This is a genomic window from Dyella acidisoli (assembly GCF_030160295.1).
Taxonomy (GTDB): Bacteria; Pseudomonadota; Gammaproteobacteria; order Xanthomonadales; family Rhodanobacteraceae; genus Dyella_B; species Dyella_B acidisoli.
In genome coordinates this window covers 14,278-25,942 of the sequence record NZ_BSOB01000020.1, presented here as the reverse complement: position 1 = coordinate 25,942, position 11,665 = coordinate 14,278, and the positions used below count along the sequence as shown (strand labels likewise).

The following is an 11,665-nucleotide window of genomic DNA, read 5'->3' as shown; positions in this document are numbered from 1 at the left end:
CTCGCCCCACCGGCGATCAGGAAACGCTCGCATGACCCGCAAGACTCTCAAGGTCGCGCTGCTGCAGGAAACCCACCGCGGCAGCCGCGATGCCAATCTCGATGCTATCGAAACCGGCCTGCGCGAAGCCGCCGCGGCCGGTGTCGAGCTTGTGCTCCTGCAGGAGCTGCACAACGGTCCGTATTTCTGCCAACACGAATCGGTCAATGAATTCGACACGGCCGAAACGATTCCGGGCCACAGCACGGCGCGCATCGGCAAGCTGGCGGAGGAACTGAAGCTGGTGGTGGTGGCTTCGCTGTTCGAAAAACGCGCTGCGGGGCTGTATCACAACACTGCGGTGGTGTTCGATCGCTCCGCGACCATCGCTGGCAAATATCGCAAGATGCATATTCCGGATGATCCGGCGTTCTACGAGAAGTTCTATTTCACCCCAGGCGATCTGGGTTTCGAACCGATCGACACCTCGGTGGGCCGCCTGGGCGTGCTGGTGTGCTGGGATCAGTGGTATCCGGAAGCCGCGCGACTGATGGCGCTGGCCGGTGCGGAACTGTTGCTTTACCCCACCGCGATCGGCTGGGATCCCAATGACGATCAAGCCGAGAAGGATCGCCAGCGCGAAGCGTGGATCACTGTGCAGCGCGGCCACGCTGTAGCAAACGGCCTGCCTCTGCTGTCATGCAACCGCACCGGTTTCGAACCTGATCCGGCCGGCGTGGGCGCAGGCATCCAGTTCTGGGGCAGTAGCTTCGTGGCTGGCCCGCAGGGCGAGTTCCTGGCGCAGGCTGTTACTGACCAGCGCCAGCTGCTGGTGACCGAGATCGATATGGCGCGCAGCGAACACGTGCGCCGCATCTGGCCGTTCCTGCGTGATCGACGCATTGATGCTTACGGTGATCTGCTGCGCCGTTTCCGCGATTGACTTCGCCCGACCCTCTCCTTGATGGGACGAGGGTCAAAAAGCCAGCTTGCACTAGACGCCCCAAGTCTCCATGCTGGGTAACTCCCACCCCTGCCGTACCCCATTGCATGAGCGTCTCCGAAACCGGTCTCCGTCCTACGCCTGACCTCAACGCCCAGCCGATCGAACGCGTGCAGCGCGATGGGGTGGAATACGTGGTGTTGGGCACCGCGCACGTATCGCGCACCAGCGTGGAGGCGGTGCAGACGCTGCTCGCCAATGAATCGTTCAACGCCATCGCGGTTGAACTGTGTGAAAGCCGCGCGCAGGGCATGCGCGATCCGGAAGCTTTCAAGCAGATGGATCTGTTCCGGGTGATTCGCGAAGGCAAAGCCGGCATGGTGGCGGCGAGCTTGGTGCTCTCCACCTTCCAGAAGCGTCTGGCCGATCAATACGGCATCCAGCCCGGCGCCGAAATGAAAGCAGCGATGGATGGCGCCACCGAACTCGATGTACCGCTGTGGCTGATCGATCGCGAGGTAGGTACCACGCTCAAGCGCGCCTGGCACAGCGTTGGCATATGGCAACGCTTCGGCTTGCTCGGTGGCCTGCTGGCCAGCGTATTCGAACGCGAAACGATCGATGAGAAGGAAATCGAAAAACTCAAGCAAGGCGACATGCTGGAAAGCGCCTTCAGCGAGTTCGCCACCGAATCGGCGCCGCTGTATCGCAGCTTGATCGCCGAGCGCGACGCTTACATGGCAGCGCGTCTGCGTGAGGAAGCCGGGCGCTCGGTCACGGCCAATCCGTGCAAGGTGTTGGTGGTGATCGGTGCGGGCCACTTGAAAGGCCTGTGCGAGCACTTGCGCATCCAGCAAGCGGACCCGAGCGTGACAGTCTCGGAATTGGCACAAACACCACCGAAAGCGCGATGGCCGAAATGGCTCGCCGTTGGCTTGGTGCTGCTGATATTCGCTGCGATCGGCTACGCCTTCCATCGCAGTCCAACGCTGGGTACGCAAGCCCTGCGTGACTGGGTACTGTTCACCGGCGGGTTCGCCGCATTAGGCGCGCTATTGGCGCGTGCACATCCTTTGAGCATTCTCGCTGCGTTCGTCGCTGCGCCAATCAAGCCGTTTCGCCCTGGCATTCCCGCCGGCGGCATCAGTGCGATGGCGGAAGTGTGGGTACGCCGGCCGCGCGTGGCGGATTTCGAAAGCCTGCGCGACGACATCGTGCACTGGAGCGGTTGGTGGACTAACCGCGTGGCACGCACGCTGCTCAACTTCTTCCTGGTGAGCATGGGCACCATTGTCGGCGAGTACACCGCAGGCATCCACATCATCAAAAGCCTGTTCTGACTTGCCGCAGCGCGGCATGTGCTGCGCGGCTTTTTGTCGCTCCCCATGCGGTTGCCGTCCCATTGTGACGGCTCTGGAGCAACCTCTATACTCGGCCGAGTACGTTGCACGCATCCGCTGGAACCTCGGGGATCCTCTTGATGATTCGATTGCAATTGTTTGGCCTGGCAACCGCCGCGGCGCTTTTGATGTGCTCCGGCTCAGTTCACGCGACAGGGGATAAAGCCAACGGCCGCACCCTTGTCTATACCTGCAATGGTTGCCACGGCATTCCCGGCACCAACAACGCTTATCCGCAGTATCCGGTGCCGAAAATCGCCGGGCAGAACGAGCAATATCTGATCAACGCGCTGCATGGATACAAGTCGGGCGACCGCTCGCACCCGACCATGGTGGCGCAGGCGCAAAGCCTCTCCGACCAGGAGATCCAGGACATTGCCGCCTATCTCTCCAGCGTTGCCTCGAAGTAACAGCCCCAAGGATTCCAACTGCATGAAACGCGCGCTCACGCTGCTCTCGTTCGGTATGGCTCTTGCGCTGGCTTCGGCGCCACTGCTCGCAAGTGGTAATGCTGCCGATGGCAAAACCAAGGCTGCGGCCTGCTTTGCCTGTCATGGCGCCGACGGCAACGCCGTCGATCCGCAATACCCGCGTCTGGCTGGCCAATACAACGGTTACATCCAGCAGGTGCTGCACGAATACAAAGATGGTCGTCGCAGCAATCCCATCATGAAAGGATTTACGGCCACGCTGTCCGATCAGGATATCCAGGATATCGCTGCGTATTACTCGTCGTTGCCGACGAAGCTTGATACGTTGAAGGGGCACGTGCAGGGCGATTGATCACGCCCCGCCTCACTCTGTCGTCATTCCCGCGAAAGCGGGAATCCAATTTGCTTTGATGGTTAAGCGTAAAGATGGATTGACCAGCATTCGCTGTTGAAAAGCGCCTCCGCTTTCGCGGGAATGACGGCCCTGAGGGATAAGCGAAGTTGCGGTGCGATGGACGCTTTACCGCATCAACCCATCGCGGATTGACCTTCCTTCTTGCTGTAATACGGATTCGCACCGCCCTTGTGATCCGTCGCATCACGCACGGCGGTGATTTCCGGCACACGTTCGCGCAACGTTTTTTCTACGCCATGCTTGAGTGTGACGTCGACCATGCCGCAACCGTGGCAACCGCCGCCGAACTGCAGCACGACCACGCCGTCAGCATCGACTTCGAGCAAGCTCACGCGACCGCCGTGTGCGGCAATGCGTGGATTCACTTCTGCCTCGAGCACATAACGCACGCGCTCTACCAAGCCGGCGTCCATGCCTGGCAAGTCGCCCTTGATCTTCGGCGCACGGATGTTGAGCTGGCCACCGGTCTGGTTGGGCTCGTAATCGATGGTGGCGTTTTCCAGCCAACGCGCACTGTCACCTTCGATGTAGAAGTTGAAACCTTGGCACTCGACCGTCCATTCGTTACCGCTGAGTTCTGGCGGCTCGCAGAATTCCAGTTCGCAGTCTGCAGCCGGTGTGCCAGGGGACGTGACGCGCAGGCGAATGCCCAGCCCATCGATGCCTTGCTGGGCGAGTAGGCGCAGAAAATGCTGCTGCGCGCGTTCGGAAATCTCGATCATGCCTGCTCCGCAACTACCAATTTGACGGCCCACACAGGGCGGGCTCTATACCGCACCATTTTAGTCCTGTTTCTTCACGAATGTCCGAATGGATCGTTTTCGCGTACAGTCTCCGCGTTTGAGCGAACGATGGAGATCGCCATGACTGCCCTTCCGCTATCCGCCCAGCACTGCCAACCGCGCAAGGGCAAAGAACACGCTCTGGACGAGGCGGCGGTTGGCGCGCTGCTGCCGCTGGTGCCTGGTTGGAAGCTCAGCGCCCAAGGTGATGCGCTGGTGAAAGATTTCCGCTTCGAAAACTTCCATCACACGCTGGGTTTCATTAACGCGGTGGGTTTCATGGCCAACCACGAGGATCACCATCCGGATATCGAGGCAGGCTACGGTCATTGCAAGCTGCGGTGGTCTACGCATGACGTAGGCGGTCTGTCGCTGAACGATTTCGTTTGCGCCGCGCGCGTCGACGCTCTGCTCGAACGTTGAGCGAAGCGTCACGCATCCGCACAAGGTGGTTCTTCGCTGGCTATGTGCTGGTCGCCGTTATCGCTTGTGTAGCGCTTGGCTGGATAGCCGCGCGGATCACGGGCGCGCAATTACTGAATCAGGCCCAGCAGCAGTTGGCGAGCGTGGAAACCGGCCAACCGCTGTGGCGATGGCCTCTGCGCAAACCGCATGACCTGATCGCTGGACGCGCCTTCGGCCATGCGACAGTCGCACGCGAAGATGATGCGTTGCTCATCAAGAGTGAAGACGGCTCCCCTTTCGAGTTGGGATTGCCGATTGCATGGTCGCTGGATCTGCGGCATTGGCCGATCCTGCAATTGCAACTGCAAACCAGTGCCGCTGGCACGCTCGGCCTGGTGTGGCAAGGTAATCAAACACCTGCATGCCTGATGCCCTCTGCTCATGCACTGACACCCGATATGCGCGAGCTGCGCATCGACTTGCGCAGCCTTGATTGGAAAAGCGCAGGCCAAGGCGGTTGCGCTGCACCGGGCATCGCGCAGATGTTGCGTTTGCGGATTCAACTTCCGCGCGATGCCAGTTTGCGCATTGCCTCGGTCGAACTGCTGACGACCGAACCGATGCTGCATCTACACGATGCGTCGATCTACCTGCCTAAAAATGCAGCCGCCAACGACATCGAACACATCGCGGAACATGCGCAGGACTGGCCGATGCCGTTCTTCCATCTGCCCGACGGTGCCAGCGCGGAAACGATGCTGACGCTGCGCGATCAATTGCGTGCCCGGTGGCCGGCTGCGTTGATCGTGCCGGCGGGAGCGGCGCCGCAGGCGCAACCGGTGATGCCACCTCATCCCGCAGCTACATGGATTGCCTGCGGAATCTATCTGCTCATCCTCGCCTGGTTGGCGTTGCGGCCTGTGCAAGGTCCGCTTCGTCCCTGGATCGAGGTGGCCGGTTGTCTTGCAGGGCCGCTGTGGCTGGTGATGGGTCTGCATTGGGGTTTGCGCCCTACTCCGCTGAGTGTGGTGGCATTCGGAGGCGGCTTAGCCTACGCCTTGGCCATCGAGCGACGCCATCTGCCGCGGCTATGGCGCTGGCCCGCGGCGGGACGTGACTGGCTGTGGCCGCTGGCCATGCTGCCTGTCACCGTGCTGCTGATCTTCTTTCAAGGTCACACGCTGCACCCGCTTCTGCTGGGCCATGTCATCGCCTATTTCGCATGGGCCTGGTTGCAGCAGTGGCTGATGCTGATCGTGCTGTTGCGGCGCTTCGAACAGATCACGCACCGGCCAAACTGGGCCATTGTGCCGGTGGCGCTGGTCTTTGCTTTGCTGCACACGCCCAACGGCGCGCTGATGCAGCTGTGCTTAGTCGGCGAGCTTTGGTGGGCGTGGTGCTTTCTTCGCTCGCGCAGCGTGTTGCCGATCGCATTGGCACATGCGATCTGCGCCTTGCTCGTGGAGTCGGGGCTGGCGGGTGGACCGCTGCTGCGCTCGCTTGAAGTCAGCGCACGCTTCTTTTTGTAGGTTGGGGGAAAACCCCAACATCGTCATCTCATCACCGCGGCAACGTTGGGGTTTACCCAATCCACGGTCGACGCGTGCTTTTCCCTTTAGTGGATAGCGCATCCAGCACGGACTTCAGTTCGTCGGGCAACGGCGCGGAGAAGCTATAAGCACGCCCATCCAGCTCGAACGACAAATGTGAGGCATGCAGGAACAATCGGTGTAGCCCACGCTCGCGAAAGCGCTTGTTCGCCTCCTTGTCACCGTACTTGGCATCGCCGGCCACTGGATGACCGATGTGCGCGGCGTGTACGCGGATCTGGTGCGTGCGGCCGGTGCCCAGGGTCGCCTGCATCAGGCGTGCGCCAGCGTATTGCTCCATCTCACGGAAGAAAGTGAGCGAAGGTTTGCCGTCGTCCGCCACCCGAACCATCCGCTCGCCGCCTTGCAGTACGAACTTCTTCAAAGGTGCATTGACGTCGAACTTGGCCTTCTGGGGGTGCCCAACCATCAGGCAGAGGTACTGCTTGGTAACCTCGCCGGCGCGGATCGCCGCCTGTAGTCCAGTCAGCCCGGCGCGGGTCCGGGCAAACACCAGCACGCCGCTGGTGTCTCGGTCCAGGCGATGGACCAGTTCCAGGTGGTCCTTAGGCCGAGCCTGCCGCAGCAGCTCGATCGCCCCAAAACTTACTCCGCTACCGCCATGACTAGCCATGCCGGACGGCTTGTCGATCACCAGGAAGTGCTTGTCCTCGAAGATCACCGCCTCAGCCACCGCCGTGATGGCCGACTGCGAGGCACTCTCTTGCGCAGGACGTTCCGCCACCCGCACCGGCGGAATGCGCAACATATCGCCCTGGCTGAGACGCGTATCCGGCTTGGCGCGCTTGCCGTTCACGCGCACCTGGCCGGTGCGCAACAGCCGGTAAATCATGCTCTTGGGCACCCCCTTGAGCAGGGTCACCAAGGCGTTGTCGATGCGCTGACCGTCGCGCTCGGGACCGATCTCTACTTGACGCACCCCTTGAGGTACATCGGGGGAAGTTGCCGTCTGCATTGAAAAAAACCTGGGTTGAGAGGATACTCGCACAGCGCTCAGCCGGGTCCACCGACATTAGTTAAGGACCTGACGCCCGCCTGTTACGCCGGCGAGGTTTGCGCCGGTCGCTGACACTGGCAGCCGGTTGCAAACACCCTTTCATCGTAACGGTTTGGGTAGCCGCTTGTCCGGTCTTGCTTGATCAGACAGTGCGGCGTGCGTGACAAGAATCACCCCGGTATCGGGAACGTTACCGTTTATTTTGCCGCTTTACCGCAGCGGCGCGATCCCCGGAAAGGCCGCCACACCAGGCGCCACCGCGGCGCGCGACGCGCGGCCAAGCCGAGGAATCACAATGAAAAGAATGTTGATCAACGCGACTCAGCGTGAAGAGTTGCGCGTGGCCATCGTGGATGGCCAAACCCTTTACGATCTTGATATCGAAATACCCTCACGCGAGCAGAAAAAAGCCAATATTTACAAAGGCCGTATCACTCGCGTCGAACCCTCCCTCGAAGCCTGCTTTGTCGACTACGGCGCCGAACGCCATGGCTTCCTCCCTCTGAAGGAAATCGCCCGCGAGTACTTCACGCCGGGTCAGGATCCTTACAAGTCCAACATCCGCGAACTGCTCCGCGAAGGCCAGGAAGTGGTCGTGCAGGTGGAGAAGGAAGAGCGCGGCAACAAGGGTGCGGCGCTGACCACCTTCATTAGCCTGGCCGGCCGTTACATGGTGCTGATGCCGAACAACCCGAAGGCGGGTGGCGTTTCGCGTCGCATCGAGGGCGAAGACCGGCAGGCGCTGAAGGAAGCCCTGGAGCATCTCACCGTCCCCGACGAGATGGGCCTGATCGTGCGCACCGCCGGCATGGGCCGCGACGCCGAAGAGCTGCAGTGGGACCTGGATTACCTACTGGCGACCTGGAAAGCCATTTCTCAGGCCGCCAGCGCCCAGAAGGCGCCGTTCCTGATCTACCAGGAATCAAAACTGTTCATCCGCGCCCTGCGCGACTACCTGCGCAATGATATCGGCGAGATCCTGATCGACGAGGAATCCCTCTATCAGGACGCCCGCGACTTCATGCAGCAGGTGATGCCGAACGCCCTGCGCAAGCTGAAGCTGTACAAAGACGACACCCCGCTGTTCTCGCGCTACCAGATCGAAACGCAGATCGAGAGCGCGTTCGATCGCTCGGTACGCCTGCCCTCCGGCGGCTCGATCGTGATCGATCAGACCGAAGCGCTCACCGCCATCGACATCAACTCCTCCAAGGCCACCAAAGGTGGCGACATCGAGGAGACGGCATTCAATACCAATCTTGAAGCAGCGACCGAGATCGCTCGCCAGTTGCGCATCCGCGACGCTGGTGGCCTGATCGTCATCGACTTCATCGACATGGACAGCCCCAAGCACCAGCGGGAAGTCGAGGAGCGCCTCAAGGAAGCGTCCAAACTCGACCGTGCGCGCATCCAGATCGGCCGCATCTCGCGTTTCGGCCTGATGGAAATGTCGCGCCAACGCCTGCGCCCCTCGCTGGGCGAAGCCACCCAGATCGTCTGTCCGCGTTGCGAAGGCCATGGCCATATCCGCAGCGTGGAATCGCTGTCGTTGTCCACGCTTCGTCTGATCGAAGAGCACGCGATGAAGGACAACACCGGCCAAGTGCTGGTGCAGGCCCCGCCGAGCGTGGCCAATTACATGCTCAATGAAAAGCGCGCCAGCGTGGTTGAAATCGAACTGCGCAACAAGGTGCATGTGGTGATCGTGGCGGACGACAAGCTCGATACACCGCACATCGAAATCCAGCGCATCCGCGAAGCTGAAATGGGCGAGCACAGCAAGCCCAGCTACGAGCGCCTCACTGCGGAAGAAGCCAATGTAGTGCGCAAGATGGGTCAGATGCTGGGTAGCAGCGAACAGCCTGCGGTGACCGGCATCGTGCCCAGCAGCCCTGCTCCGGTGCGCGAAGAAGAGCCGGCTGCGCCGGTGGCAGCTCCGGTCGCGAAACAACAGCGCCAGGCCGCTGCGACCCCAGCTTCCGCTCCGGCTCCTTCGCAGGGTGGTTTCCTGTCCAAGCTGTTCGGCTTGTTCCGCGGCAATGGTGCGGCTGCACCGGCACCCGCCCCTGCTCCTGTCGCTACTCCGCGTCAAGAATCTTTGCGCGGCAGGCAAGACAACCGCCGCAGCGAGCAGCGCGCACGTGGCGAGCAACAGCAACGCCAAGGTCCGCAGCAGCGCGACGGTCGCGGCAATCAGCAGCAGCAAGGCAAGAATCAGAACCAGCGTCCGCGTAACGAGCAGCAAGCACAGGCTCGTCAGCAGCAACAGGAACGGAACAAGCAGGAACAGCCGCAGCGCCAGCAGAAACAAGCGCAAGCGAACGAAACTGCCGCAACCGAGCAACGCAACAAACAGCAGAATGCTGAAGCGGCGAAGCAACCTCAGCAGGAACGCCCGCAACGTCAGCCGCAGGCAGAGCGCGCGCAACAACAGCAGGCGAATCCTCCGGCTCCCAAGCCCGTAGAAGCACCGAAGCCGGTCGCCGAAATCGCGGTGCCTATGGTGGTGCCTGCCACTGAGGAACATGCCGTCGCTGCCGAGGCAGCGTCAGCCGAAGGCGTCGGTCAATCGCGCCGCCGCCGTGGCCGTCGCGGTGGCCGTCGTCGTCGTCGTCATGAAGGTGCCGTCGCCGGTGCCGTGCAGAATGAACAGCTCGACGCACAGGATCTGGACGATGAAGATCGCGACGATCCGTCAGAACTGGAAGCAGATGCGCCTCAGGCAAAGGCCGAAACGGTAACTCACGTCACGCCACGCCCTGTTGCATCGACGCCGATACCGGAAGCAGACCACGCCGTCGCGCACGCCGAAGCTCCACACGTCGAAGTGCGTAAGCCGGAAGCGCCGAAGCCGGTCATCTCGGAAGCAGCAAGCACCGAGGTTTTCCACGCCGAACCCAAGGCTGATCCATCCGCGGCCCAGGAAGATCACGTCACTGCACCACTGATCATTGCGCCGGCACCGGTACCGTCATCGTTCAACCTGCCGGTGTTGCCACCGATTCCGGTGCGCGAAGCCGTGTCGGAAACGACTGCAATAGCTTCCGAAGAAGCGACAGCGATCCCCACGCATGACGAGGCTCCGGCGGTATCAAAGACTGAGGTGGTTACGGTTTCCGTGCCACATGAACCGGAGCCCGCAGCAAACGAAGCGGCCGTAGTCGAATCGTTTGTCCCTACCGAAGTGAAGCACGTGCATGAACCTGTGCTTGTCGAGCCCGCAATCGTTCAAACGCCGGAAGCGCCGGTAGCCGTGACGCCTGCGCCGATCATCCATCAGCCGGAACAAGGCGATCTTCTCTCCACGCCGCTGCGTCATCATGCGTCGAGCGATCACCAAGAAACCAAGGCACCGGAAGAAGAAGAAAACCTGCATCTTGGTCAGCAGCGCGACAACAGGCTTTCCTGACGCGCGCCTCCTTTCCATGCACAAACAAAAGGGCCGGACATTGTCCGGCCCTTTTGCTTTTCGAAAGCGGCGAAAACCTCAGTTTCCAACCTGGTTGTTGTGCGTATCCAGCAAGCCGTGCACGGTCATCAGATGCGCAAGACTGATCACGTGATCGACCTGCAGTTTTTCCATCAAGCGTTGCTTGTAGGTCGATACCGTTTTCGGGCTTAGGTTGAGCTGCTCGCCGATGGCAGTCAGCGCCTTGCCGCGTACAAGCATCATCGCCACTTCCAGCTCGCGACTGGAAAGCGCGTCGAATGGCGAACCTTCACCGTCGAGTGTGGCCAGCGCCAACTGCTGCGCCACCGCCGGAGCAAGGTAGCGGCGACCGCTGGCTACCTGTCGCACTGCATTGAGCAGCTCTTCGGCCGCGCAGCTTTTGGTAAGGTAACCGTGCGCGCCGGCATCCAAGAGGCGCTTCGGAAAACGGGCATCTTCCACCACTGTCACCACGATCACGTGCGTAGGCAGATTGGCCCGCACGATGCGCTCGGTCAGCTCAATGCCGCTCATGCCTGGCATATGTACGTCGACCAGCGCGATGTGCGGCTTGGTCGCCCGAATCAGGCGCAGCCCTTCTTCGGCCGTGCCCGCTTCGCCGCAAATGCGGACGTCGGGCTGCTGTAGGATCATTCTGAAGCCGGTTCTGACCAGTTCGTGATCATCCACTAGTACAACATCAATCATCTTGCGCCCTCCCTGGGCAGGAACAGTGCCTATGCAAAGTAGGCGGGTCGCTGACACATTGCAAGCGCGTAACCCCGCGTTTCGCAAGGATTTTCCATATAGCGCCAATACGTACACGTTGCGTAGGAAATTGCCTACATACACGTCCTAATTTTGATGCCATCATTGACGAAATAGCAGTCGTAAGTCACGCGTTCCGCTACACCCTGCAAGGCTAGTTCGCGCTAACCCAACGGAGCGTACCGATGGTGATCTACTCGCTCAGGCAGTCGCTCGACGGACATTGGAGTATCCGCCGGGAATCGGCCACCCTGTTCAGCCAACTCAGGCTTGGTCCCGCCATTCAACTGGCGCGTGAAGCGGCTCGCGATGAGCATAGTCGCTCCGGACGCAGCACCTGTGTGGAAATGCCAGGTCCCGCCTCCACCATCCGCCTGGCGCAATACGCACGGCCAGGAGAGCAGATCGAAAGCGCCGTGGCCTGACACTGATCCAGATAAAAACGGAGCCTATCGCTCCGTTAGCACTCGGGCGCATGTTACGATCCGCGCGCCTGCGGCCGGTC

At 61.0% G+C, this 11,665-nt stretch carries 11 protein-coding genes; 8 read left to right on the top strand and 3 right to left on the bottom strand.

The window, feature by feature from the left end; genetic code table 11:
* Window positions 1-31: 31 nt before the first annotated feature.
* The 4 genes from QQJ86_RS12420 to QQJ86_RS12405 all read left to right on the top strand — a co-directional run bounded on the left by QQJ86_RS12420 (window position 32) and on the right by QQJ86_RS12405 (window position 3,105).
* Window positions 32-922 carry a carbon-nitrogen hydrolase gene (locus tag QQJ86_RS12420; protein ID WP_284321267.1) on the top strand — a complete coding sequence of 297 codons (891 nt, stop codon included), beginning with the start codon at window positions 32-34 and terminating at the stop codon, window positions 920-922.
* A 107-nt stretch (window positions 923-1,029) separates the two neighbouring features.
* Window positions 1,030-2,262: a TraB/GumN family protein gene (locus QQJ86_RS12415; RefSeq protein ID WP_284321266.1), complete on the top strand. Its 1,233-nt coding sequence runs from the start codon at window positions 1,030-1,032 to the stop codon at window positions 2,260-2,262.
* Window positions 2,263-2,402: 140 nt separating this feature from the next.
* A complete protein-coding gene (locus QQJ86_RS12410; RefSeq protein WP_284321265.1) occupies window positions 2,403-2,732 on the top strand; it encodes a c-type cytochrome in 330 nt (109 codons plus the stop codon).
* 22 nt (window positions 2,733-2,754) lie between these two features.
* The gene (locus QQJ86_RS12405) at window positions 2,755-3,105 is read left to right on the top strand and encodes a c-type cytochrome (protein ID WP_284321264.1); all 351 of its coding nucleotides are present in this window, start codon (window positions 2,755-2,757) and stop codon (window positions 3,103-3,105) included.
* 176 nt (window positions 3,106-3,281) lie between these two features.
* Here QQJ86_RS12405 and QQJ86_RS12400 read toward each other — a convergent pair whose 3' ends face one another.
* Window positions 3,282-3,890, bottom strand: a complete 609-nt coding sequence (locus tag QQJ86_RS12400; RefSeq protein ID WP_284321263.1) for an NfuA family Fe-S biogenesis protein — start codon at window positions 3,888-3,890, stop codon at window positions 3,282-3,284.
* A 141-nt stretch (window positions 3,891-4,031) separates the two neighbouring features.
* Here QQJ86_RS12400 and QQJ86_RS12395 point away from each other — a divergent pair, with 141 nt between their 5' ends.
* Both QQJ86_RS12395 and QQJ86_RS12390 read left to right on the top strand, forming a co-directional pair.
* Window positions 4,032-4,373 (top strand): 4a-hydroxytetrahydrobiopterin dehydratase, encoded by a 342-nt coding sequence (locus tag QQJ86_RS12395; RefSeq protein ID WP_284321262.1) that lies wholly within the window; start codon window positions 4,032-4,034, stop codon window positions 4,371-4,373.
* Window positions 4,370-5,884, top strand: a complete 1,515-nt coding sequence (locus QQJ86_RS12390) for a CPBP family intramembrane glutamic endopeptidase (protein WP_284321261.1) — start codon at window positions 4,370-4,372, stop codon at window positions 5,882-5,884. The genes QQJ86_RS12395 and QQJ86_RS12390 overlap by 4 nt, the downstream gene beginning before the upstream one ends.
* 52 nt (window positions 5,885-5,936) lie before the next feature.
* On the opposite strand, the gene QQJ86_RS12385 is transcribed toward QQJ86_RS12390, so the two are convergent.
* Window positions 5,937-6,920 carry an RluA family pseudouridine synthase gene (locus QQJ86_RS12385; RefSeq protein ID WP_284321260.1) on the bottom strand — a complete coding sequence of 328 codons (984 nt, stop codon included), beginning with the start codon at window positions 6,918-6,920 and terminating at the stop codon, window positions 5,937-5,939.
* A gap of 337 nt (window positions 6,921-7,257) precedes the next feature.
* Here QQJ86_RS12385 and QQJ86_RS12380 point away from each other — a divergent pair, with 337 nt between their 5' ends.
* Window positions 7,258-10,371 (top strand): Rne/Rng family ribonuclease, encoded by a 3,114-nt coding sequence (locus QQJ86_RS12380; RefSeq protein ID WP_284321259.1) that lies wholly within the window; start codon window positions 7,258-7,260, stop codon window positions 10,369-10,371.
* Between the two features lie 78 nt (window positions 10,372-10,449).
* Here the strand turns inward: QQJ86_RS12380 and QQJ86_RS12375 are convergent, their stop codons facing one another.
* Window positions 10,450-11,100 (bottom strand): response regulator, encoded by a 651-nt coding sequence (locus QQJ86_RS12375; protein WP_284321258.1) that lies wholly within the window; start codon window positions 11,098-11,100, stop codon window positions 10,450-10,452.
* A 245-nt stretch (window positions 11,101-11,345) separates the two neighbouring features.
* Between QQJ86_RS12375 and QQJ86_RS12370 the strand changes: the two genes are divergently transcribed.
* On the top strand, window positions 11,346-11,585 hold the full coding sequence (locus tag QQJ86_RS12370; RefSeq protein WP_284321257.1) for a hypothetical protein: 240 nt from the start codon (window positions 11,346-11,348) through the stop codon (window positions 11,583-11,585).
* Window positions 11,586-11,665 lie beyond the last annotated feature (80 nt).

Excerpts from the sequence above, each read along its gene's own strand:
- QQJ86_RS12420 (WP_284321267.1), top strand. The coding sequence starts at position 32 with ATGACCCGCAAGACTCTCAAGGTCGCGCTGCTGCAGGAAACCCACCGC.
- QQJ86_RS12415 (WP_284321266.1), top strand. The coding sequence starts at position 1,030 with ATGAGCGTCTCCGAAACCGGTCTCCGTCCTACGCCTGACCTCAACGCC.
- QQJ86_RS12410 (WP_284321265.1), top strand. The coding sequence starts at position 2,403 with ATGATTCGATTGCAATTGTTTGGCCTGGCAACCGCCGCGGCGCTTTTG.
- QQJ86_RS12405 (WP_284321264.1), top strand. The coding sequence starts at position 2,755 with ATGAAACGCGCGCTCACGCTGCTCTCGTTCGGTATGGCTCTTGCGCTG.
- QQJ86_RS12400 (WP_284321263.1), bottom strand. The coding sequence starts at position 3,890 with ATGATCGAGATTTCCGAACGCGCGCAGCAGCATTTTCTGCGCCTACTC.
- QQJ86_RS12395 (WP_284321262.1), top strand. The coding sequence starts at position 4,032 with ATGACTGCCCTTCCGCTATCCGCCCAGCACTGCCAACCGCGCAAGGGC.
- QQJ86_RS12385 (WP_284321260.1), bottom strand. The coding sequence starts at position 6,920 with ATGCAGACGGCAACTTCCCCCGATGTACCTCAAGGGGTGCGTCAAGTA.
- QQJ86_RS12380 (WP_284321259.1), top strand. The coding sequence starts at position 7,258 with ATGAAAAGAATGTTGATCAACGCGACTCAGCGTGAAGAGTTGCGCGTG.
- QQJ86_RS12375 (WP_284321258.1), bottom strand. The coding sequence starts at position 11,100 with ATGATTGATGTTGTACTAGTGGATGATCACGAACTGGTCAGAACCGGC.
- QQJ86_RS12370 (WP_284321257.1), top strand. The coding sequence starts at position 11,346 with ATGGTGATCTACTCGCTCAGGCAGTCGCTCGACGGACATTGGAGTATC.